Annotated in this window: 20 protein-coding genes; 6 read left to right on the top strand and 14 right to left on the bottom strand. The window is 53.0% G+C overall.

What is annotated here, in order from left to right; translation table 11 throughout:
* Window positions 1-18 precede the first annotated feature (18 nt).
* A complete protein-coding gene (locus tag Q31b_RS01575) occupies window positions 19-798 on the top strand; it encodes a flagellar basal body L-ring protein FlgH (protein ID WP_231617222.1) in 780 nt (259 codons plus the stop codon).
* Between the two features lie 72 nt (window positions 799-870).
* Window positions 871-1,986: a flagellar basal body P-ring protein FlgI gene (locus tag Q31b_RS01570; RefSeq protein WP_146597915.1), complete on the top strand. Its 1,116-nt coding sequence runs from the start codon at window positions 871-873 to the stop codon at window positions 1,984-1,986.
* Between the two features lie 7 nt (window positions 1,987-1,993).
* On the opposite strand, the gene Q31b_RS01565 is transcribed toward Q31b_RS01570, so the two are convergent.
* Window positions 1,994-2,389, bottom strand: coding sequence for a hypothetical protein (locus tag Q31b_RS01565; RefSeq protein WP_146597914.1), 396 nt, complete (start codon window positions 2,387-2,389; stop codon window positions 1,994-1,996).
* On the opposite strand from Q31b_RS01565, the gene Q31b_RS01560 reads away from it, so the two are divergent.
* Both Q31b_RS01560 and Q31b_RS01555 read left to right on the top strand, forming a co-directional pair.
* On the top strand, window positions 2,378-2,713 hold the full coding sequence (locus Q31b_RS01560; protein WP_146597913.1) for a rod-binding protein: 336 nt from the start codon (window positions 2,378-2,380) through the stop codon (window positions 2,711-2,713). The two genes, Q31b_RS01565 and Q31b_RS01560, sit on opposite strands and share 12 nt — an antisense overlap.
* 3 nt (window positions 2,714-2,716) lie before the next feature.
* Window positions 2,717-3,223: a hypothetical protein gene (locus Q31b_RS01555; RefSeq protein ID WP_146597912.1), complete on the top strand. Its 507-nt coding sequence runs from the start codon at window positions 2,717-2,719 to the stop codon at window positions 3,221-3,223.
* 14 nt (window positions 3,224-3,237) lie between these two features.
* Here the strand turns inward: Q31b_RS01555 and Q31b_RS01550 are convergent, their stop codons facing one another.
* On the bottom strand, window positions 3,238-4,347 hold the full coding sequence (locus tag Q31b_RS01550; RefSeq protein WP_146597911.1) for a calcium/sodium antiporter: 1,110 nt from the start codon (window positions 4,345-4,347) through the stop codon (window positions 3,238-3,240).
* Window positions 4,348-4,728: 381 nt separating this feature from the next.
* Between Q31b_RS01550 and Q31b_RS01545 the strand changes: the two genes are divergently transcribed.
* A complete protein-coding gene (locus Q31b_RS01545; protein ID WP_231617221.1) occupies window positions 4,729-4,926 on the top strand; it encodes a small basic protein in 198 nt (65 codons plus the stop codon).
* Window positions 4,927-5,130: 204 nt separating this feature from the next.
* Entirely contained in the window at window positions 5,131-6,135 is a 1,005-nt protein-coding gene (locus Q31b_RS01540) for an acyl-CoA desaturase (protein WP_315860375.1), read from the top strand.
* A 119-nt stretch (window positions 6,136-6,254) separates the two neighbouring features.
* Here Q31b_RS01540 and Q31b_RS01535 read toward each other — a convergent pair whose 3' ends face one another.
* The 12 genes from Q31b_RS01535 to Q31b_RS01480 all read right to left on the bottom strand — a co-directional run bounded on the left by Q31b_RS01535 (window position 6,255) and on the right by Q31b_RS01480 (window position 22,623).
* Complete coding sequence (locus tag Q31b_RS01535; protein ID WP_146597908.1) at window positions 6,255-7,082, bottom strand: MBL fold metallo-hydrolase; 828 nt, start codon at window positions 7,080-7,082, stop codon at window positions 6,255-6,257.
* A 30-nt stretch (window positions 7,083-7,112) separates the two neighbouring features.
* The gene (locus Q31b_RS01530) at window positions 7,113-9,962 is read right to left on the bottom strand and encodes a Kelch repeat-containing protein (protein ID WP_231617220.1); all 2,850 of its coding nucleotides are present in this window, start codon (window positions 9,960-9,962) and stop codon (window positions 7,113-7,115) included.
* Between the two features lie 27 nt (window positions 9,963-9,989).
* The gene (locus Q31b_RS01525) at window positions 9,990-11,099 is read right to left on the bottom strand and encodes an isocitrate/isopropylmalate dehydrogenase family protein (RefSeq protein ID WP_146597907.1); all 1,110 of its coding nucleotides are present in this window, start codon (window positions 11,097-11,099) and stop codon (window positions 9,990-9,992) included.
* A 4-nt stretch (window positions 11,100-11,103) separates the two neighbouring features.
* Window positions 11,104-11,406 carry a putative quinol monooxygenase gene (locus Q31b_RS01520; protein ID WP_146597906.1) on the bottom strand — a complete coding sequence of 101 codons (303 nt, stop codon included), beginning with the start codon at window positions 11,404-11,406 and terminating at the stop codon, window positions 11,104-11,106.
* A 401-nt stretch (window positions 11,407-11,807) separates the two neighbouring features.
* The gene (locus Q31b_RS01515) at window positions 11,808-13,481 is read right to left on the bottom strand and encodes a glutamate synthase-related protein (protein ID WP_146597905.1); all 1,674 of its coding nucleotides are present in this window, start codon (window positions 13,479-13,481) and stop codon (window positions 11,808-11,810) included.
* 238 nt (window positions 13,482-13,719) lie between these two features.
* Window positions 13,720-14,835: a homocitrate synthase/isopropylmalate synthase family protein gene (locus Q31b_RS01510; protein ID WP_146597904.1), complete on the bottom strand. Its 1,116-nt coding sequence runs from the start codon at window positions 14,833-14,835 to the stop codon at window positions 13,720-13,722.
* 81 nt (window positions 14,836-14,916) lie between these two features.
* On the bottom strand, window positions 14,917-15,219 hold the full coding sequence (locus tag Q31b_RS01505) for a (2Fe-2S) ferredoxin domain-containing protein (protein WP_146597903.1): 303 nt from the start codon (window positions 15,217-15,219) through the stop codon (window positions 14,917-14,919).
* 86 nt (window positions 15,220-15,305) lie between these two features.
* On the bottom strand, window positions 15,306-16,604 hold the full coding sequence (locus Q31b_RS01500) for a radical SAM protein (RefSeq protein WP_146597902.1): 1,299 nt from the start codon (window positions 16,602-16,604) through the stop codon (window positions 15,306-15,308).
* A gap of 18 nt (window positions 16,605-16,622) precedes the next feature.
* Window positions 16,623-17,990: a nitrogenase component 1 gene (locus Q31b_RS01495; RefSeq protein WP_146597901.1), complete on the bottom strand. Its 1,368-nt coding sequence runs from the start codon at window positions 17,988-17,990 to the stop codon at window positions 16,623-16,625.
* Complete coding sequence (gene nifE, locus Q31b_RS01490) at window positions 17,987-19,381, bottom strand: nitrogenase iron-molybdenum cofactor biosynthesis protein NifE (RefSeq protein WP_146598696.1); 1,395 nt, start codon at window positions 19,379-19,381, stop codon at window positions 17,987-17,989. The genes Q31b_RS01495 and nifE overlap by 4 nt, the downstream gene beginning before the upstream one ends.
* Before the next feature lie 37 nt (window positions 19,382-19,418).
* The gene (locus tag Q31b_RS01485) at window positions 19,419-20,810 is read right to left on the bottom strand and encodes a nitrogenase component 1 (protein WP_146597900.1); all 1,392 of its coding nucleotides are present in this window, start codon (window positions 20,808-20,810) and stop codon (window positions 19,419-19,421) included.
* Between the two features lie 160 nt (window positions 20,811-20,970).
* Entirely contained in the window at window positions 20,971-22,623 is a 1,653-nt protein-coding gene (locus tag Q31b_RS01480; RefSeq protein WP_197170751.1) for a nitrogenase component I subunit alpha, read from the bottom strand.
* Window positions 22,624-22,749 lie beyond the last annotated feature (126 nt).

The raw sequence follows: 22,749 nt of genomic DNA, 5'->3' as shown, positions 1-22,749 counted from the left end.
TACTCGGTAACGCAAACAATGAAACGAAAGAGCCTCAACATCCGAAACGGCGTCGCAAAACAGATCGTCATGATCGGTATGGGAATGCTGGCGATAGCGACGAGCGTCCATGGTCAGGACAGTTCACTGCTGCGTCAGCCGTTGCCTCAGGGTCAATCGCTATCGCCGCTGGCACAGCCTTCAAGTGCACAGCCGATTCAAGGCAATCCCTATAACCAGGGCAATCCTGCCGCTTCGAACGCAGCGATGTTAAGTGGTGTGAGTTGGACCTATCAGCCACCGCCACCACTTCGTCGATTTCAGAAAAACGATATCATCGCGATTCGTGTAGACGAGATCACTCGAATGATGGCCGAGGGAGCCGCTGACAGTCGCAAGCAAACATTGTACGAAGCATTAGTGAGCGATTGGATCCGGCTCGACAATTTCCGTGTCATCCCAGACCCACAGGAGGAAGGCGACCCGACCGTTGCGGCGGAGTCGAATAACCAATATCGTGCCGAGGCGTCTGTCGAATCACGTGAATCGATGTCGTTTAATATCGCTGCAACGATTGTCGATATTCGCCCGAATGGAAACTTGGTTCTTGAAGCCCGAAAAACGATTCGAGTCAATGATAACCTTTGGGAAACCTCGCTCTCCGGGATCTGCCGAGCGCAGGACATCGCACCTGATAATGTTGTATTGAGCCGCGACGTAATCGATCTCGAGATTCGTAAAGAGGATCAAGGGCATCTGCGTGACGGATACAAACGCGGATGGTTCAGCCGTTGGTTCGACCGTGTCCAACCATTTTGATTGATGTTCGTACTGCAAGGTTCTTGACTCGATCCACTACCTTTCGCAGCTTCGCCGCCCAAAAAGAATTTCATGAATACGTATTTCTCGTCGATTACCAAATCCATTTTGACGGTTGCGTTTGCGATGGCCGCATTCCAATCGACCAACGCGGCTAGTCTGAAACTTGGCGACATGTGCCGACTAAAAGGTCAAGAGACGAACTCGCTGCAAGGGCTCGGTTTGGTCGTTGGTCTCAAGGGGACGGGTGACAGTGATGCTGCACCGACGGCTCGAGCGTTGTCGCGGATGATGCAATTAATGGGTGGACCCATGTCGGTTGACTCGCTGGGGCAATTGGATGTCAAGGATATCGGAGACGCAAAAAACGTTGCCATGGTTTTTGTCACTGCCAAGCTTCCCGCGGTTGGAGCACAGTCGGGGGACTTGATTGATGTAACGGTCAATGCGATCAACGCCAAAAGTCTCGAAGGCGGCTACTTGATGATGACACCACTGCTTGGTCCGCGAGCCGATAATCCGACCGTGTATGCAATCGCGCAAGGCGCGATGCGGCTTAGTGACGATGGAAACCTGACGAGTGCAACGATCCAGGGGGGCGGAAAGATGGAAGCGTCTGTGCCAGCTGCCTTTCACGACGATGGAATGATCACTCTCGTGCTCGACCGAGATTTCGCTAGCTTCGACAACACGCAGCGTATTGAGGATGAAATCAATAGTTTGTCCGCGTTAACGCTTGGTGATTCTGCTGGTTTTCAAACCCAATCAACGCAAGATGCCTCGCGGGGTCGTGCTCAAGCGATCGATCAACTGCATGTCCGAGTCCAAATTCCTTCGATCTACCGAGACAATCCGATCAAATTCATTGCACTGCTACTTAACTTACCGATCCAATTGGCTAGCCATTCATCACGGGTCGTTATCAATGAACGCGAAGGGATTGTGGTTATTGGCAAAGACGTCGAAGTTGCACCGGTCTTGGTGACTCACCGAAATCTGCGGATTGAAGCAGGTGGTGTGGCAGGCTTCGTCGGAGTCCACGACAAGGTGAACGAACACGACAATGCTAAACTCAAAAACTTGGCTGACGCACTCAATGCACTTGACGTTCCAACATCCGATCTGATTGCGATCATCAAGACACTCAAACGCAAAGGCGACTTGTTTGGTGAAGTTGTCTTCGAATAGTCGCCATTCAGTAGCGGCGTCTCTCCGAGACGCCGGATTGTTTGGCACCGTAGCGGCGTCTCTCCGAGCCGCCGGGTTGATTGGCATCGTAGCGGCGTCTCTCCGAGCCGCCGGATTGATTGGCACCGTAGCGGCGTCTCTCCGAGCCGCCGTATTGATTGGCATCGTAGCGGCGTCTCTCCGAGCCGCCGGGTTGTTTGGCATCGTAGCGGCGTCTCTCCGAGCCGCCGGATTGTTTGGCATCGTAGCGGCGTCTCTCCGAGCCGCCGGGTTGATTGGCATCGTAGCGGCGTCTCTCCGAGCCGCCGTATTGATTGGCATCGTAGCGGCGTCTCTCCGAGACGCCGGATTTTTGAGCGTCTCGGAGAGACGCTGCTACTAAAGGAAAAAAATGAATATTCAATCATCTTCTTCGTTCGATACATTGGGGTCGAAGTGGGAGCAGAGTCCGTTGTCAAGTTCCTTGTCGGAGAACGTCGCGGCAAAGCCTGAAAACGAGACCAAAGAAGCGTTCACCAAGTTTGTTGGTGAAACGATGTTTGGCAGTATGTTGGCATCGATGCGAAAAACGGTTGGTAAGCCGGCTTACATGCACGGTGGAAGAACGGAGGAAGTTTTTCAAAAACAGCTTGATCAATTGATCGTCGAAGATTTGACCGAATCGTCTGCCAGCGAAATTGCCGACCCGATGTTCGATCTATTCCAGCTCAGTCGCAAAGCAGGGTAACTCATGACACATCCAATTTGGCATCAAAGAGTGAGAGACTATGTTGACCGACTCGAACGAGTCGCGGACTCGATCGAAAGGATCTTATCAAAGTCAACGGTCTCGACGGCGGCGCTGGACCATTCCGATGTGACGGCTCGAAGCGGCGAATTGATCGAAGCGGTCGGAGAGCTCGAAACCTTGGTCGCCGAGCGTGAGTCTCTGTTGCTTGATGCAGAGGCACCACCCTATGGCACGACTTTACTTGAGAAGCTTCATGCGCCCCATCGAGACCGAGACAACGCATTGGCATCGCGAGCGAAACGGGTTTCTGAAGCCGTTGCGATATCTCATCAGCGTGCGTTATCGCTATTTGTTTGCCAATTCCATTTAGCATCCTACACGTCCGATGTGGTTCGCATGTTGTCGGGAACGGACACGCCGCCGACTTATCGGGCATCTTCGAATGCGTATGGACAAAAACAACCGGAGCAAACTGGTGGCGGACGACTGTTTAACGACGCAGCCTAAGGTTGTAAGGTAGCCTACGTTCTACTCTTTTGAATCCGAACGGTGACAATCGAAACGACGATTGGCAAGATCGTCAGCGGTAAGACAACCCAGAACAAAATGCGCGTGTATTGATTGGCCGCAAAGGGACTCTTGGCCGTCATCACGATGAACGTGTTGTAGGCGGCGTAGTACATCAAAAACAACGCTCCTTCCATTCGGTCAATCAAATGGCCACTCATGAAAATCGGCATGCAGATGACGGATACGGCAAACATCACCGGGATGTCAAAGTGGATGGCGGTTGCAGCAATGCTAATTCCCGCTGGTGAGACGGTCGCCGTCAAACCGAGAACGCACAAAATATTGAACAGGTTACTGCCGACCACATTGCCGACCGCGATGTCTCGCTCGCCTCGGTAACTGGCAACGATCGACGTCACCACTTCCGGTAGCGACGTACCGATGGCCACCACTGTCAAACCAATCACCAATTGGCTAATGCCAAGGGACGTTGCGATTTTTGTTGCTCCGTCGACCAACCAATTGGAACCGAGGCCGAGCAGAAGGAGTCCGGCGAGCAAGTATCCAAAATTCTTCAGAAAGGTCGAAAGCCGGGCGGGCGATTCAGCAGCGACCTCCGGTTCGCCGTATTGGCGAATGTACTCCTCTTGAACCTGCTTCGATTCACTTCGACTTTTACGAATACAATAGACAATATAGACGATCAAAATCGTGAAGAGAGTGATCCCTTCGATTTGGGAAATCGAGCCGTCCGACGACATCCACCAAAGTAAACCGGAGGCCGCGATCATGATCGGGACATCCAAGCGAATGAGTTGACTCGAAACGATCAGCGGCGTGACAAGAGCGGCTGCCCCGAGGACGAACAGTGTGTTGATGATATTGCTGCCGACGACGTTGCCAATTGCTACATCGGCGCTGCCGGCGAATGCGGCCTGTAAACTTACCCCCAATTCGGGGGCGCTAGTGCCAAATGCGACGACGGTCAATCCGATCACCAAGGGTGAAATGTGTAGTGCCGATGCGAGCGCCACCGCGCCACGAACGAGAAATTCACCGCCGGCTACCAACAATACCAAGCCTAAACCGATTTGGCCGATAACGAAAAACCACTCGTTCAAACGAAATTTCCTTCAAAGTTAGAGGCTGAGCTCGCGAATCAGAGCAGCGTGTATCTGACTGATCCTACTTCCGCCGGGCTTGCCCGAGCCGGAGCGACAACTGATAGCTAGCAAGAATATTGTGATCCCGTTGGGGCAAGCCCGAACGGGAATCGAATGCACCCAGATTGTCACGTATCGGCATCGAAACGCAAACGGCGAAGCCTCAAAAAACCAACAAAACGCGTAATATTTGGTTTTGAGGGGTGAAAATGGAAACGCAATCTTGCCAAACCCGGGTCGATTCGTTATTTTTCGTGTTCCAAATAGTGCCCCAATCCGAAAAGCGGGCTTGAAAATTGTTCATCACTCGAATTTGACCGACCGAGCTTTAATATGACCATGGATCGCAGCCTCAAAGTTCAAGCTGGGGCAATCAAGACGCGAAACGTGCTGACCCGTGCCGAGCGAATTGCACGGCTGAAGGAAATCGACCGTTTCGACCCCGAAGCAAACATCGTCGGTATGGCGAAAACTCGCGTGCCGAAGGTTTCGCTGAAGCGAAAGAAGAAAGTGAAGAAGGAAGACGACGCCAAGTAGGCTACGTTTTCTTCGTTTACAACATCCATCGAAACAGCCGATCCGAACCCTTGGATCGGCTTTTTTGTTGGGATTTTGGCCACTTTCCGGTTTATTCGCTAGCAGAAAATACCTAAAGTGGCGTAAGCTTCCAGCTTACAGATCTTCCCATCGCAAGCCTGAAGCTTACCTTATACTCCACTCTTTCGAGATGCTGTCTTGTCCATCACCGACTCTCCCTTGTCGCAGCCTGAAACGGACGAATCGACCAACCTACCAACCGAGGGGGTCGACCCACAGCGCTTACCTCTGCCTGAAGCGACTCAGCCATTAAAGATTCTTTGGCAATACGTGATCGTATTGTCGACCGTTCATCTCATTGCTTTGTTGGCGTTTCTACCCTTTTCGTTTGGCTATCTGTTTACTTGGTCGGGCCTGATTTTAGCAGTACTTGGCCATTTCGTCTTCGGCATGATGGGCATCACGATAGGCTACCATCGTTTGTTGACTCATCGCGGCTTCCATTGCCCGAAATGGCTCGAGCATGGCTTGGCGATATTAGGCATGTGTAATTTGCAGGATAGCCCCGCTCGGTGGGTTGCGATTCACCGCATGCATCATCAACACAGCGACCACCAACCGGATCCCCACACGCCGCTAGCAAATTTTCTATGGGGCCATGTCGGATGGGTCGTTTGCCGCCACCGAGATTTGGATCGAACCAGTCATTACGAGCGATATGTGCGTGATTTATTGCGTGATCCGTTCTATTTGCGACTCGAACGTCGAGGCGGGTGGTTCTTTGTCTTTGTCGCCCATGCCGTTTTGATTAGCCTGATGGGAGCCTTATTTGGATTTGCCGTCAGCGGTGGCATCGCTGCGGAAGCGGTTCGCTATTCGTATAGTTGGTTTGTCTGGGCGGTTGCCGTCCGCACGGTGTTTGTGCTCCACGGTACATGGGCAGTCAATTCTCTCTCGCACGTGTTTGGCTATCGCAATTATGAGACGCGTGATAACAGCCGCAACAATTGGTTGGTGGCTCTGATCAGTCACGGCGAAGGATGGCACAACAATCATCATGCTCAGCCACGTGCCGCCTCGCACGGCCATCATTGGTACGAATTTGACATGTCGTGGCGAGTGATTCAGTTTCTCGAATGGGTCGGTTTGGCCACCGATGTGGTCCGTCCCAAGACGGAACAGGTCGCTGACGTTGAGAAGGAAAGCTGACACGCTTGCCAGCGAAGCGTACAGCGAACCAGCGAAGCGTACGACGAACCAGCGAAGCATACGACAGACAGCGAATCGTACAGCGAAAATGAAGAAGCGTCACGAGCGCCATCCATTGGCTATCGCGGTTTGAGTCGCGGGAGTGTCTTGCCTGCGTAGCGGTCGGCGACAAAGAGAGGAAACTGCGTACCGAGGGTGGTGCGGTGCGTTTGATAGACCAAGTCTGGGTCGTTGTTATGTTCCGATAGATGGCCCATGCAAACCCATTGCAGCGTTCGATTATCTGATCGCAGCAATAGATTCGCTGATTCGGCGTTAGACAAATGTCCGCCTGGACCGCTAATACGGCGTTTGAGCGATTCGGGATAAGGTCCGTTGGCCAACATGTCGGTATCGTAATTGCTCTCGATAATGACGGCATCGAGTGTTGACAGCAGACAATCGAGACCCGAAAAAACGTGTCCCAAATCGGTGAGTATCCCTAAGCGATTCGATCCATCGTCGACGACAAACGCCACCCCGTCGACGGCATCATGCGGTGTCTTGATCGTTTCCACTCGCACGTGACCAAAGTTCAAAGTGCTGCCTGACTTGAATCGTTGGACGTCATCGATCCGTCCCGTTCGATTTTTTCGCTGGAGGGCGGAGATGGTTTCGTCGGTCACATGAATCGGCAGACCGAATTTCCGATGATAAACGCCCATGCAGCGTGTATGATCACTGTGGTCGTGCGAGATAATGAGGGCATCGACGTCACGAATATCACGCCCATGTTCCGCCAGCCGGTTTTCGGCTTGAACGCCGCTGATACCAGCGTCGAAAAGCAGTTGCTTTCCACCCGCTTCGACGTAGATGCAATTTCCGTTACTTCCTGATTGTAATGCAATGACTTCCATATCGGGATTGTAGAGACTCGCGGTATTTCCGCTATCCCATGATCTTTCCATCACGCGGTTTTGCGGCAGGTGTCGCCCTGCTCACTTTGATGGAAGGATTAGTACTTCGGTCGAGTCAAGCTCCAATCGACCACCTTGACTTGTTGCACCGGCTGCGGTGTAGAGCATGTCCTCGTACTGCCCGATCCCCGTTCCGTGTCGACCTTGCGAGAAGACCGACATCACCCTCCACGAGCCCGTTTTGGTATCGAAAGCTTCGATTTGATCGTGCGCGGTCGGTTGCATCGACTCGCCACCAGCGATAAGCAACTCATCCCCCATGCGAAAGGCAAAGCAACCGGCACGCGGCGTCGGCAGATTGCTTTGTACGGGAAGCGTCGACCATGTTCCGGCGTCTAAATCGTACATGTCGACTTCCGCAATCGTGAGATCGAAGATTTGTTTACTGACGCCCGATGTTTTGCGTCCACCGGCAGCGTAGATCTTGTTGTCAATGAGGACGGATTGAAAGTGATCGCGGGCGCGAGGAGCGTCCGGGAGCCGCTCCCAAGTCCCCGTTTTCAAGTCAAGCCGATCAAGCCAAGTCACCCATCCATCCCAGTGCCCGTTTTGAATTCCGCAAGCCATGTACAAGGAATCGCCATCCAGGACAACACCGGAACCACCGCGTCGACGATCTGCTGGAATCTCTGGTCCCCATGACCATTCATCGATACGGGGATCGTAGATCAAAATGCGATCGATCGCCTTTTCACGCGGGTACCTTCCGGTCATCGCGCCAGCCAAGTAGATGCGGTGATTCCATACGACAGGCTGGAAGTGATGAACTTCGATGGGTGGCGTTTTGCCCTGCGTCCACGTTTGAGTTTTGGGATCAAAGATGTCGACCGGTTGGATTCGTCTGCCACCGAGCAGGTACATCTTTCCGTCACATTCGATGAACCCCGCTTCATGGCGAGCGTGGGGTTTCCCGCTCGTCGATACTCTTTGCCAATTCAGAGGACGCTGGCTGATTCGGCTTTGTTCTTTCTTCTTCAGAACGACCAACCAATCCTGATCGGCGTCTTGGGGTGGCATTCCGAGCGACACCGTGCCGCCGCCATCAACCGCCGTCAGACTGCCTTCCTGCAAATCGCCACCATCGCGCGGATTGAACCAAGCGACGGTGAACGAGCCCGTGGCGTCGCTCAAGTCCAACTTCGATTCACCGCCGTTTGGCAAATAAACCAGATAGACTTGATCCTGTTTGGCGAAGCAGTAAACCGATGTTCCATGGTCCGGATTGCCGACCAACGCGTCCGCATTCTTCATTTCCCAAAACGGGATTTCATGATCGTGAAAGAACCCGATTGCGATTCGGCAATAATCCCAACTTTGGTCACGGCTTCGCCAATCCTCGCAAAGGAGGTCGTTTTGGTCGAATTTGTAACCGAAGTAATACTCGCACCCGGCACCGCCACCCATCAGTGTTCCCCACAAGGTTTGTTTGCGAACCTTGTCCTGGGTGTAGATCATTTTTCCGGACGCATCGTGACCGTCGAAGCCTTGATAACCAAGGTCGGGACATTGGCCATGAGCCGCACTGCCCGATTCATCGAATGCTACCACCCACGGTTTACCCGTTTTGGCAGAGGCGTCGACCCATTTGATCGTTTGTGCGTGAGTCGATTCGAGGTTGCTGTTTTGTAGCGAAGTGCCTGTCAATTTTGACTGCTCACCCAACAACGGTTTGTAAACCTTGTCTTGTTGATTGGGAAAGGTATGGATCACAACGGGATGATCGTAGGGATCGGTTTGAACGATGTAGTCAATCATCGCTTGGAGCTCATCGGTCGATTGAGTATTTTCTTCACCGAGGTTCCAATTCAGAGCCAAGTTGTGGCCGAACCGCGCGATCAGTTCGCGGCAATACAGTTTTCGTTCCCGACCCAGCGCGCCACCATCAAGCGACTCGGGTACGTTCCCGGTTTTTCCGCCTGTACCGATTCGGTTGTCATCGATTTCGGTCTCTTGCATTTTGAAATGCAAATGCATTCCTTTGTGAGTTCCATGTTCGAAGACGGTCCCCCATTGGTCGAGTTTACTGCAATCATAATGCAGCTTGTCATTGCGGCTGACGAAGGGCCACACATTGTCGCCATCGCCACCCGCGTTGTACGTCAAGAACGAGAACGCGTTGCAACCTTTTCCCGATAGATAGTTGACCGCTCCGATCAAGCCTTTCCCTTTACCGTTCTGCCAGGTCGGGTCACCGTCTTTCCAATCCTGCTCGTGAGCAGACCACGTCTTCAAGGGAGCTTTCTTGGCATTGCCAGCGATTGTATTATCGAAATCAGCGTACGCGAGTAGCGTTTCCGGTGCGTCGGCTCCGACTTTGAGAAAATACTTTTTCGAACCTGCGAATTGCAGGTAGTGTTTGCGGACATAGTCCAACCGTCCGTGCGCTCGTAGGTCGCGGCCTTGTTTATCAGAGTCAGTGATCTGGAACTTTCCTCGCTTGCCATCGAAGGGAAGAAGCGGTTTCGATGGGGCATTGGCGTCAAGAGCAGCATCTTCTCCCTGGACCATCGAGATTTCGTATGTCCACTCGCCCGCTTCATCGGGAGCGAATAATGCTCGCCACACCGTTCCCGCATCGGCGGACGTGTTGGCCGCATTTCCATCGGCAGCAAAGTAGCCGGGCACGGTGATCTGTTTCCCACCGGCGTGGGTGAAGGTTACCGTCATTCGAATGTCGGTGAACGGATTAGGCGCATCGTCCTTTTCGTGAGCGTACGGGCCGCTCAAATCGAGAACCACCTTGTGCCACATTTTCAGTTCACCGCTTACGCGGACACTTCCATCGCCATCGGATGAGCGTGGGGGTTGTGTCAGGCCGACTTGGCAGCAAACGGTCAACAGTAAAACGGTCGAGAACAGTTGTCGAATCATGCTAGGTCTCAGGGGTAGGAGAATAGACTAGGAGGCAGGGATGGAAGCTTGAAGTGCATCGGCAACCGCATGGGCCACGTCGGTCGTCGAGGCCGTGCCGCCGATATCGGGCGTACGGATAGATCCATCTTTTAAGACACTCGCAACCGCGTTTTCGATTCTCACGCTTGCGTCGATGCAAACGGCATCATCGTATCGATCACCAAGCCAATCGAGCATCATGGCGGCGGACAAAATCGTTGCCATCGGATTGGCGACGTTTTTGCCCGCAAGCTGGGGTGCGGTGCCATGGGAGGGTTGAAACAGAGCATGTTCTTCGCCAATCTCGGCCGATGGTCCCAACCCCAACCCGCCAACCAAACCGGCACCCAAGTCGGACAGAATATCACCGAATTGGTTTTCCATTACCAACACGTCGAAGTCCCAAGGATTTTGCACCATGTAGAGACTCATCGCGTCCACGTACACCGCATCCTTGGCAATTTCGGGATACGACTGGGCCACATCCATGAAGACTTCGCGAAAGAAAGCCATGCTGCGAAACACGTTCGCTTTGTCGACGCAGGTGACCATTTTTTTGCCATCGCTTGGACGTCCACCGCGTCGCTGGGCCAAGCGAAATGCAAAGTCGGCGACGCGAGTCGTTCCGGATCGTGTAATCACCATCGTATCGGTCGCGACTTCGCGTCCCACTTTGGCACCACCACCGAACGAAGCAAACAAACCCTCCAAATTTTCGCGGATGACGACAAAGTCAATGCCTGGGCCAGATTCTTTCAAAACGCATGGAGCACCCGGATACAACTTCACCGGCCGAACGGCGGAGTGTACGTCAAGCGCCCGACGCAATCCTACCATCATCGTCGGCTGGACTTCTGTTCCATCCGGAAAACGAACATCGGGCAAACCAATCGCCGACAACAATACCGCATCCGCATCGATGCAAGCCTTCACCACCGCGTCGGGAAGGGTCACACCAACGTCGCGGTACAATTCTGCACCTGCTCGATAAGGTGTGATCTCAAGCGAAAGTCCTGAAGTTTCCGCTTGAATGCGATCGAGTACGATCCGCGTCGCGGCCATGCACTCCGGGCCGATTCCGTCACCCGGTAACGCTGCGATTCGATAAGTCTTCATCCGTTTATTTCTCCAACAAAGTCAAACAGTGAACGTTCTTCGCTTCGATCCAATCGCTAGCCTGAGCATCAAAGTCCTTGAAGTGAGGTGTCGATCGATGATCGTCGAACGCTGACGCATCGGTATAGGTTTCATACAGTACGAAGACAGTAGGCTCGGACTCGTCGATCAGAACATCGAATTGATGGCATCCCGGTTCTCGATCGACCGAGTCGCGAGCTTGTTGCAAAACACGCTTTCGAAATGAATCAATATGCTCGCTCCTGATGCGAAGGGTGACCGAGACGGCGAAAGTAGGCTGAGGCATGTTGTTCCTTGAATTTTGTCAGCGGCTCTGTCAGTCCATCAGTTGGGACAAGCCTTCAACATATCAGCAACAAGTGACCGGTTCCATTGTATAATTTTGTGTTTTTATTCGGAAACGCCTAATGAATGATTTGGCGGGTGGTCGCCGTCGTATCTTCTAGAATATCAGCGGATCGAAATTCGATTGTCGTTGGCATATTTCTCGGCCAGGATTAGACGATGAACCCATCAAGTTGCCTTTGATTACCATGCTCTTTTCCATGGTCAGCTCTGTCATTGTCGACGGACGCCACCTTGATCGAAGTTGCTGCAACGATTGTTTCGCAAACTGGCGTTCCTACTCGAATCGATTCGATTGGCAACCATCGATGGAGTGATTCGTTCGTGGAAGTAGCCGGTCGTCTACGACGCCAAGATCTTTCTGGCTTTGTCGTCATCGACATCCGTGATAAACGGAATGCCCGTTTCTTCCTCCGTCTCACGATTCGCGGATACGAGGTCGCTTCGATCGATCTGGTTGAGCGAGAACTTGCGAGCGCCGGCCATCAGCTGTTGAAGGCCCGCAGCAAGTTTGTCTGCTAGGGTCCAGATCGCGATTGCACCATACGGAACGTTCTTCATCTCGTCCTTACCCAACCGATCCTGCACTTCATGGTAGCCAGCGAAAATCTCATCCACCGAATGTCCAATTTCTCGGACGGTTGCGGGCAGCTTGTCCCAGGTGCCGTGAACGGTATCGCGGCGGACCAACTCTCCATCCACAATCGCTTCGCGGTCCTCTCCTTTGAGAACACCTTCGACATTGGAGCCTACGAAGCCGGGAATCATTAACGCCCGGCCCATGCAAATCAACTTGGTGAACGGTGCACCGAGGGCCAGTGCTTTGAAGATATGATCTTCACGGGCAAGTCCGCCAGCAAACGCCATGTCAACGACATTCTTTCCCGCATTCGCGAGCATTTCCCCATACTGGTTTGCTTTGGCGTGTAGCAGAACGGATGGCACTCCCCACGTTTCCATCATGTTCCATGGGCTCATTCCGGTCCCGCCTCCTGAACCGTCAATCGTCAACAAATCGAGCTCCGCTTCACTGGCATATTTGATTGCCATCGCTAAGCCTTCCATTCCGTACGATCCAGTCTTTAGTGTTACTCGTTGGTAACCGAGGCTTCGCAAATAGTCGACCGATTGCATGAAGTTCTCGCGTACGGCGGCTTCACTGGTGAGGTCGGTATAACCCAGTCGGCTATGACGAGCAAAGGCACGGATTGCATTGCGATCAAACGCATCTTTGACGTCCGGAAGCGAAGGGTCAGGATCAACCACATACCCTCGGTCCTTTAAGAACATTGCATAGTCATAGCTACTGACTTGAATCTCACCACCGATATTCTTCGCACCCTGGCCCCACTTCAATTCGATCGTGACCTTGTCGCCGTACTTGTCGACAACATACTCGGCAACACCATTTCGCGTGTCTTCGACGTTTAGCTGCACGATGATGGAACCATACCCATCGTAGTAACGCAGGAAAGTATCAATGCGTCGATCCAGCTCCGGTGCTTTGGTGACTCGGCCATTGTTGATCACGCTTTGGCGATCGACTCCGACGACATTTTCGCCAACAACGATAGGGAATCCAACCAACGCTGCACCCGTCGCAAACGATTCCCAGTACTTCGCGGCGATAATCGTCGACCCCAGTGCGCCCGTCATCAACGGCACGCGAGCTTTCGTCTTGACCTTGTTTCCAAATTCCGTTTCGACCGAAACATTTGGGAAGACACAATCGTCGGCTGATGTCGTCAATCCCGGTGGTAAACCTTTGGCACCGTAAACACCACCTTGGATACGCAAGCCGTTGTAATTGACACCGACATGAGTTGTATTAGCGCTGCCGGCGGTGACCAAGCCAAAGTCACGTGGATAAAGCAGTTTGCGTCCAACCATGGACCCAAGCCATGTTTCACATTTACCTTTGCAGTCAGCGCGGCACAATGTGCATAGTCCTGACTCACAGGGGTTGCCTCGGTTCGTCGTCCCTAAAACGTCATTCGATCTAATCCAATCCGCCATCGCAAGACTCGCTCGTCAAAAGGAAAAAGAATGGGCAGCATCGACGTGCTGAACGTTAGCTATTCAGCATAGGAAGAACTCGCCAAGATCGAAAGCGAATCGACATAAGGAAGTGGTGATATCGCATGATTTCCATTACTTTGCGACAAATCACCGCACTGCTGACGGAGGCGATCGCGTCAGGGATGACGTTCTCAGGATCGAAATTTGCTAAACCAATCCTGTTATCTCATCAGGATCAAGTCTCGTACAGTCGCAACACTTCGATGGGAGTTAGCGAGCGACCTAGCTCACTCGATCGCTGGCGGACCGCATCAAGCAATCGGTCGGCTTGTGACGTGTTTAGCTCAATGCCTGATTCGGCAAACGCTTGGTGCAGCGCGGCGCGGCCGGAATGCTTTCCTAACACCGTTACCGAATCCGACTGGCCGACTTCCGACGGAGCGAAGGGCTCATAACTGCGACGATCCTTCTGCATGGCGCGCACATGGATTCCCGATTCATGTCGAAAGACTTGCTTGCCGACAATTGGTTTGTGAGCCGCGATCGGAATGCCGCTGGCGCTAGCGACAAAGTCACACAGCTCAGCGAGTTTCTTGGTTCTTAAACCGATGTTTTCTTTCAAGATGACTTTCAATGCCATCGCGACTTCTTCAAGTGCCGCGTTGCCTGCACGTTCGCCGAGTCCATTGACCGTGACGTCGACGCAATCCGCACCGGCTTGCAGGGCAGCCAAGGCATTGGCGGTGGCCATCCCAAGGTCGTTGTGACCATGAAAACCCAACAGAATATCGGGAACCGCTTCGCGAACTCGGCCGACGACGGCCCAAGTCCTTAGCGGATCCCAAACGCCAACGGTGTCCGCTATACGAACTCGGTTGGCACCATGGATGGCCGCGCTACATGCCAAGTCAACTAGAAAACGGGTGTCGGTTCGTGATGCGTCTTGCAATCCGACGGATACAAAATCAAATCGATTCAGCGCATTGGCGAGCAATTGGCTTAGTTGCCCAAAGACCCACGACCGATCCCGACCGAGTGTCGAAAGCAAGATGCGCGAAACAGGTAATGAGAAATGAACGGAGCGGAGGTTTGCACTTTCAGCAGCCTCAAGGTCCATGGACAAGGCTCGACACCAACCTGTCAATCGGCAATCAAGACCGAGCGAAACGATGCGGCGAATCGATTCGATTTCATCGCGGCCCGCCGCGGGCGTGCCGACTTCGATTTCAGCGATGCCGAGCGAGTTGAGCATCAACGCAATGGTTTCACGTTGCCCATGAGTAAACGCAACGTCCGCACGTTGTTCGCCATCACGAAGCGTGCTGTCGATAAGGTAAAGTTCGTTGTTCATGTTTAGGATTTCCAATCGTTCCGACGGTGCTGGAATCGGCTAGCGTCTAGACTCCAATAAAGGCTGTCAGAGAATGTTGCATCATGCCATTAACAGAGCTTCGGCCGGTTTGTCCTCTTCGAGTGAATCGAGAATTTCGTCGATTTTCTCTTCATCGATTTCGCCATACCACCATCCGTTGGGATAGACGGTTAGCACTGGGCCTTTGTTGCACACCTTGAAACAACTGGTCGTCGAGACCAATGCATCAATCCCGCGATCAAGTATTTCGTTCTCGAGATACTGCGGCAAATCTGATGCGCCTTTCTTGTGACAAACACCCTTCAGCTCACCACTAGCGCGTGCACTACTGCAAACAAGAATGTGATACTGTGGTTTTTCCATTGTTAGTTCCTTGAGTCGGAGTCCAGGCTTCAGCCGCCTTTCAAACACACGTGCAGACGGCGGCCAAAGTCTGCACACCAACCCTTTTAGCCGCACCCCGTCCCTGGCCCGCTGCAGGGTCCGCAACCGACGCCGTCGCTGTCACAGCCCGCCCCCGGTTCCTTGACTCGCAGTGGCATTCGAGGTTTTTGGCCTGCGTAGACCCATTCAAGTGCCTCGTCGATTAGTCCCTCGGCAACCATCACCCGGATACCTGCTTTCGCGAGTGCTGTCTTGGGCGATGGACCCGCGTGTGCCGCAAGCACCGCGCGGCAATCGCTCAATCGTTCGGCAAGTTCAGACCAACGTCGTGATCCACTTCCTGGAAGCGGCGTCGGTCGTGTCTCGGTCATCTCGAACTCGCCATCGTCCGTTCGCTCGAATATCCATAATTGTTCAGACTCCCCAAGATGCTGGTTTACCAACATCCCTTCGAGTGAAGCGACGGCAACACAAGGCCGCTCGTCGGTTGGATTTAGCGGACGGGTGGCCGCTTCGATTAACGCTTCTTGAATCAAATCCGAATTCGCTTCCCCGAGAAGTCCCACCGCGTCGGCTCGACACCTAGCACAATGCGACATTTGCGGTAGCACTTGGCGAATGTCTTTGCGAATTTCCATCATCAACTTCGGATCCGGTGCATCCAAATCCTCAAACGGCGTTCCTTGGACGGGCACGAGTGCCATACAGTTCTGAACATCCACCCCAAGCTCGGCCATCGCTTTGGTGATCTCGGTAATGTGATGATCGTTCACCCCCGGCATCACGATCGTGTTAATTTTTACCGTGATTCCGCATCGTTTCAGGGCAGTGATCGATGCACGTTGGCAATCGAGCAGATACTTCGCACCGTCCTCGCCCCGATAGACTCGGTTTGGCTGAGGACGAATCCAACGATAGATTTTTGCACCAATCTTCGGGTCAACTGCATTGACGGTAACGGTCACATGACTTGTTTTTAGTTCCGCTAATTCCTCGACATAAGGTTCCAAGTTCAAACCGTTCGAGGCGATGCACAGGATGATGTTCGGGTCCGATTCACGAGCCAACCGCAGCGTCTCCATCGTCTCATCCGGGTTGGCGAACGGGTCGCCTGGTCCAGCGATGCCGACGACAGTAATCGGACATTCGACTAATGCTTTGACTTTATTCAAATAGGCAACCGATTGAGCAGGAGAGAGCACTGTGCTGGTGACGCCCGGGCGACTTTCGTTGGCACAGTCGAACTTGCGATTGCAAAAGTTGCAACTAATATTGCACTTCGGAGCGACAGGCAAATGAACCCGTCCGAACTTGTGCTTCGCACTCGGGCTAAAGCAAGGGTGCAATGAGGTGTCAATGGTCATGTCGATTTATTCTCCGAGTTAAAAATAGGTAAATCCAACGTCCGAATCGTGCTGACGCATTTCCAGCAAACCGTTGGCGATCGAATCGAAGCGAGTTTGTGCTCCGTCGTAACCGACGTGCAACACTCGCGCCCCGCCGATGCGATCATGGATCGGAAAACCGACTCGCATCAGTGGCACGTTCAACTCGCGAGCCAGCTTGTATCCTTTGCTGTTGCCGACCAGCAAATCAGGTTCGAGCTGTTTCGCATGTTCTGCGATCTCTTCAAAATCGACCCCTTCGTGAATCTCGCAATCGTCCGCAATCTCCGGTGCAACCGCGCGAATCGATTCGCCCAGTTTCTTGCTCTTGCCGCCTGATGAGCAAAGCACGGGTTTGAGTCCCACCTCGGCCATCATCGCGGTCATGCCGACGACCAAGTCCTCTTCCCCGAACACGACCACTCGTTTGTTGATCACATACTTGTGTGCGTCGATGAACGAATCAATCAACCGCCCACGACGGCCCTGGTATTTCACCGGAACCGGGCGACCGCTAATTTGCGATAGTTTGTCGAACAAGGCATCCGACAGAGCGACGCCCATCGGAACGCCCATGTGAGAACAAGGAACCCCGAATTTTTTCTCAAGCAGCGTTCCGGCACTGGTTGCCTCGTTGGTCGTAAACCCAAACTCCAACGTTGCTTCGGCTTGTCCCATCCGCGCGGCTTGTTGGATTGTTGTTCCGCCAGGCGGCAACTTCTTGTATTCAGACCACGTTCCGCCATCAAGTCGATCCGAATAGTCGGGCAGCAAAATAGGCTGGAGTCCGAAATCGGTAACGACGTCTTTCAACCAGCGCAAATCGGCTGGCGAAAGCATCCCAGGAATCAGGTTCACGACACCTTTGATCGTAGGCCCAGGCTGAGCGAGCACGTCCACGATCGCGCGGATGGCGTCGTGATAACCCGTCGCATGAGTTCCTGTGTAGCTGGGTGTCGCGACGTGCACCAAATGCGGAAGTGCCTCGCCTTGGTGATCCTTGCGGAACTCATGCAGAAACATTTTGACGTCGTCACCGATTGTTTCGGATAGGCATGTTGTCGCAATGCCGATCATCGTCGGGTGGTAGCCTTCAATCACATTCGCTAACCCCAATCGGATGTTCTTGCCACCGCCGAAGATCGCGGTGTGCTCGCCGAAGTTCGACGACGCGATGTCCATCGGTTCGCGAAAGTGGCTAATCATGTAGCGGCGAATGTACGTCGAACAACCTTGCGAACCGTGTAGGAACGGCATCGCTCCTTCGATTCCGCTGAACGCTAAGCAAGCCCCGAGTGGTGTGCAAAGTTTGCAAGCGTTACGAGTCGCTGTGAAGTGCTCAGAAACCGGAAGTGCCGCGATCATGATTCGTCTCCTTGCCTGTGTTGGCGGCTTGTAGCCGACCACACATCTTTGCGGTGGAGTGCCGCTAATTTCCAAACCGGACTGGTCACGGTTCCGTGAACCTCCTTGGCAAAGTTCAACATCCCCTCGAAACCAGCCAGACCGATTTTGCGTTCGTGGTTGTGGTCACAAAATCCGAGCCCGAGTTTGTAAGCGATTGGACGTTCCTTTACGCCACCGATCAGCAAGTCCGCCTTCTTTTCTTCGAGGAACTTTGCCAACTCAAGCGGGTTGGTGTCGTCCAGGATGATCGTCCCTTCATCGCTGAGTTCTTGCAGGCGTGCGTAGTCTTGTTGGTTTCCGGTCTGTGACCCGGCGATCACCGTCTTCATGCCCAGAGTGCGAAGGGAGCGGATCATCGACAAAGCCTTGAACGCTCCTCCTGTGTAAACGGCGGCCCGTTTTCCTTTCAAGTCTTTCTTGTATTTGCGAAGCTGAGGAACGAGTTTCGAGACTTCATCACGGACCAAGTTCTGTGTGTTTCTCATGACCGTTTTGTCATTCAAATATTCGGCGACGTCGTACAACGCCTTGCTCATGTCTTCGATGCCGAAGTAGGAAGCCCGAATGATGGGAATGCCGTATTTCTCTTTCATCATTGTTGCAAGCTGAGTCATCGATCCAGAACACTGCACAACGTTCAATGCCGCACCGTGGCAGCGGCGGATGTCATCGACTCGCCCGTCGCCGGTTATCGTTGCGACCACCTCCACGCCCATTCTTTCGTAATAATCTTTAATGACCCAGGTTTCACCGGCGATGTTGAAGTCGCCAAGAATGTTGATCGACAGAGGACTTATGCCATTCGTGTCGCCTGTTCCGACGAGTTGATTCAATGCGTTGCAGGCCGCCGAATAGCCGTCCTTTTTCGATCCTTTGAATCCTTCGGAATGAACAGGGATCGTTTCGACGCCGGTTTCCGCTGAGATACGGCGACAAATGGCTTCGACGTCATCACCGATCAAACCGACGATACAAGTACTGTAAATGAACGCAGCTTTGGGGCGATAATGTTCGATCAGTTCGACGAGAGCTTGATACAGCTTCTTCTCACCGCCATAGATGACATCCTTCTCCTGCAAGTCGGTTGAGAAACTCATTCGATGCAATTGCGGGCCGCTCGACCATGCACCTCGAATGTCCCAAGTGTACGCTGCACATCCGATCGGACCGTGGATGACATGCAACGCATCGGCAATCGGGTACAATACGACTCGTGATCCACAGAAGACGCAGGCACGTTGGCTGACCGATCCGGCAACGCTCTGCTTTTCGCAGGCGATGTTGAATGGAACAGCACCCTTTTCGTGGATATGCGCCTTACGGCCTTCAAGGATGTCGGTGGTGGTCATGGTTTTATCTTGCATCCGCAATTTTATTCATCACAAGCTACATCGTCAGCTCAAAACTCTCTTCGGGTGCGTCGCGGTCTTGACGATCGAGAAATGCATCGAGAATCTTTTCACACAATCGCATCGCGCCGCGGTATCCCGCCGTGGGGAAATACTGATGCCCAATACGATCGAGGATTGGGAATCCGTGGCGAATCAACGGGATGTCCTCATCGCGGCTGATGTACTTGCCGTAAGTGTTGCCAATCAACAAATCAACCCTCTCTCGCTTGATCAGTTGATGAATGTAGAGCATGTCGGCTTGTGCCCCCTGTTTGACAATCACGTCTTTAACACCGTCGCCCAACACTTCACCGATCCGACGTAAGAACGCTTTGCCGGGTGTCCCCGTAATGATGTACTTGGGTCGCATGTCCAGATCAACAAGGAATTGGGTCAAAGAAACCAGTTGATCCGGATCGCCCCAAAGAGCAACCGTTTTGCCGTAAAAGTACTGCGACATATCTGAAACCAAATCGACCAGCCGACCACGTTCGGCCGTGATTTCCGCTGGCACGTTGCCGCCGTTGTATTTGCGGAGCGTTTGGATAAACATGTCGGTTGCACGCAGACCGATCGGTAACGGCAACGTGTTCTGAGGCACCTGGCATTTGTTTTGAAGTGCTTCGGCGGCGGGGCCAGAACAGATCGGACCGAGTGCGATCGTGCCCGCAGAATCCCCGGTCGCTTCGAGTTGCTCAATCGTCGCTCCGCCTTTGGGATACATGTTGTATTCGGCAGTCAGCGGTGCATCGAGAACACCGGACGTATCGGGAAACGTTATCCCCTTGAGGCTCATCATCTTGACGAGTCGTTTGATTTCGCCCATGTCCGCTGGTTCGACCCAACCAGGAATGATGTTGATTTGATCAGCGATCTTGTCTTCGCTGGTCGAAGTGGAAAAGTAATCGACCATCGCCTTGGTCATGTTGGCAAACCCCGTGGTATGCGATCCCACGTAGCTTGGCGTGTTGCAGTGGATCACACATTTGCCTTCGGGAACGAATCCTTTGGCCACTGCGGCGTCGGCGATTTGCGGGATGTCGTCGCCGATTGTTTCGGACAAGCAAGTCGTATGGACCGCAACCACATCGGGGTCGTAGACCGAAAAGATAGTGTTGAGGGCTTGCAACAAGTTCGCTTGACCTCCGAAGACCGATGAGCCTTCGGTGAACGAACTGGTTGCCGCCATTGCCGGTTCTTTGTAGTGACGGCTTAGCGTACTGCGGTGGTACGAGCAACAGCCTTGTGAGCCGTGACTGTGGGGCAAACAACGGTTGATGCCAAGAGCTGCATACATCGCTCCGATCGGTTGGCAAGTTTTTGCAGGGTTGACCGTAAGAGCTTGACGTTCGACGACGTCGTCAGTGGTATGTCGTAAAAGTGCCATTTTTGTTTGTTCCTATGTTTTATGATTTGAAAGTCTCGATCTACGGCAAGGCGGTAGTGGATCTTGTTAAAGATCCTCCGCGTGAAAGGATCTTTAACAAGATCCACGACACTCGGTGCGGTGAAAGGATCTTTAACAAGATCCACTACACTCGGTGCGTTCACTCCCATGGAGCCTTGATCATGTCCTTCACCTTGCTGTTCACCATGCGATCAATGTCCTGGTAGAACCGCACTGCACCTTGGAACCCGGCATAGGGTCCGCCGTAGTCGTAGCTGTGAAGTTGTTTGCACGGCACGCCGAGTTTTTGAACGGCGTACTTCTCTTTGATGCCAGCACAGAAAATGTCGGGCTGGCACATCTCGATCAACTTCTCCGCTTCGTGGTGGCTGACGTCGTCGATGATCATCGCTTTCTCGCCCATGTCGGCCATCATCCCTTGGTAATTCTCGAAGAAATCTCGTTTCTGGAGTGACTCCAGATCCGCGTTGGTCTTTGGTTCACGGTACAGTTTTTCGTCTCGTTCGACCGTCAACTCCTCGATGTTACGACTATCCGCATCGACCTTGATGTCTGGCAAGACCTTGCGGCCTTCGTAGTCGTCGCGGTGAGCGAACTCGTATCCCGCGGCAATCGTCTTCATGCCGATTTCCTTAAACAATTCTTGATAGGAATGGGCTCGACTACCGCCGACAAACAACATCGCTCGTTTGCCTTCGGTTCGCGGCAGAACCTCCGCTTGGGCTTTGAGTACAGCCGGGTACTCAGCGGTGATAAAGTTCTCGACTCGCTCCGTCAAATCAGCATCATTAAAGAACTCAGCGATCTTGCGCAGACTCTTCGCCGTGGCTTTCGCCCCGATGAAGTTTACCTTGATCCAGGGTGCTCCGTACTTCTTCTCGATCATATCCGCGACATAGTTAATCGAGCGGTGACACATCACACAATTAAGTTCGGCCCAGTGCGATCTTTCGAATTGTTCGACCGTCGAGTTGCCGCTGAAGGTAGACAAGAGCGTGATGCCACACTTTTCAAACATCTCTTCGAGAACGAAGGCGTCGCCGCCAATGTTGTACTCGCCCAACAGGTTGATTTTGAACTTGCCCTTTGGCTCTTTGGTTTGGTTGCCAACCATGTGTTGAAAAACGCCGTTGTTGGCGATGTGATGGCCCGCGGATTGGCTGACCCCTTTGTAACCTTCACATGAAAAGGCGAAGACATTGCAATCCACCAATTCTCGCTTCATTTCGCGGCAAGCCTGGTGGACGTCGTCACCAATCAGTCCGACCGGACAGGTTGCGAAGACAGCAATCGCTTTAGGGTGAAACATGTCATAGGCTTCTTGAATCGCCGCCTTCAGTTTCTTTTCGCCACCGAAGATGATGTTTTCATCCTGCATGTCGGTTGAGAACGAATACGGGATGTAGTTGTCGTGCTCTTCGGTCGGTGGCTTGGTTTGATTCCGTCGAGTCAACCACGAGTAGAAACCACAGCCGATCGGGCCGTGCGTGATATTGATGATGTCACGGGTCGGCCCCATGATGACACCCTTGCACCCGGCGTAGGTACACCCACGCTGGGTGATGATGCCGGGCGACGTTCGCGTGTTGGCGTTGATGACAGGCAGCGTCAGACTACCATCTTGGTTCTTCGTTTTCTCGTTCAAGACGATTTGCTTGTCGCGTTTGCGTTTGACTTTGGCTGGGTATTGCCGCGTCAGTTCGCCTTTGATTTGGTCGGCCGTCAGAGCTTCCACCGCAAACGGTTCGCTCGGCGTGCTAAGGTCAGGTGTATGGATCGGTTTGCTGGACACGATGGTCGCTCCCTAGAGTTTGAAGTGATGAATGTCTTGTTAGCCGTTTTGGCGCTAGCGGGCTGTCGATTTAATCGGTTTGACTCGACTGATTGTTTAACGCCAAGCCATAGGCGACCGCTTATG

The organism is Novipirellula aureliae (genome assembly GCF_007860185.1).
Classification (GTDB): Bacteria; Planctomycetota; Planctomycetia; order Pirellulales; family Pirellulaceae; genus Novipirellula_A; species Novipirellula_A aureliae.
The sequence above is the reverse complement of the archived record's forward strand: the minus strand, read 5'-3'. Positions and strand labels throughout refer to the sequence as shown.

Coding starts and splice junctions, on each gene's coding strand:
- Q31b_RS01545 (WP_231617221.1), top strand. CDS start 4,729: ATGGATCGCAGCCTCAAAGTTCAAGCTGGGGCAATCAAGACGCGAAAC.
- Q31b_RS01535 (WP_146597908.1), bottom strand. CDS start 7,082: ATGGAAAGATCATGGGATAGCGGAAATACCGCGAGTCTCTACAATCCC.
- Q31b_RS01560 (WP_146597913.1), top strand. CDS start 2,378: ATGAATATTCAATCATCTTCTTCGTTCGATACATTGGGGTCGAAGTGG.
- Q31b_RS01495 (WP_146597901.1), bottom strand. CDS start 17,990: ATGATCGCGGCACTTCCGGTTTCTGAGCACTTCACAGCGACTCGTAAC.
- Q31b_RS01510 (WP_146597904.1), bottom strand. CDS start 14,835: ATGAACAACGAACTTTACCTTATCGACAGCACGCTTCGTGATGGCGAA.
- Q31b_RS01520 (WP_146597906.1), bottom strand. CDS start 11,406: ATGCCTCAGCCTACTTTCGCCGTCTCGGTCACCCTTCGCATCAGGAGC.
- Q31b_RS01515 (WP_146597905.1), bottom strand. CDS start 13,481: ATGGCGGATTGGATTAGATCGAATGACGTTTTAGGGACGACGAACCGA.
- Q31b_RS01575 (WP_231617222.1), top strand. CDS start 19: ATGAAACGAAAGAGCCTCAACATCCGAAACGGCGTCGCAAAACAGATC.
- Q31b_RS01555 (WP_146597912.1), top strand. CDS start 2,717: ATGACACATCCAATTTGGCATCAAAGAGTGAGAGACTATGTTGACCGA.
- Q31b_RS01505 (WP_146597903.1), bottom strand. CDS start 15,219: ATGGAAAAACCACAGTATCACATTCTTGTTTGCAGTAGTGCACGCGCT.
- Q31b_RS01525 (WP_146597907.1), bottom strand. CDS start 11,099: ATGAAGACTTATCGAATCGCAGCGTTACCGGGTGACGGAATCGGCCCG.
- Q31b_RS01500 (WP_146597902.1), bottom strand. CDS start 16,604: ATGACCATTGACACCTCATTGCACCCTTGCTTTAGCCCGAGTGCGAAG.
- Q31b_RS01530 (WP_231617220.1), bottom strand. CDS start 9,962: ATGATTCGACAACTGTTCTCGACCGTTTTACTGTTGACCGTTTGCTGC.
- Q31b_RS01485 (WP_146597900.1), bottom strand. CDS start 20,810: ATGGCACTTTTACGACATACCACTGACGACGTCGTCGAACGTCAAGCT.
- Q31b_RS01570 (WP_146597915.1), top strand. CDS start 871: ATGAATACGTATTTCTCGTCGATTACCAAATCCATTTTGACGGTTGCG.
- nifE (WP_146598696.1), bottom strand. CDS start 19,381: ATGACCACCACCGACATCCTTGAAGGCCGTAAGGCGCATATCCACGAA.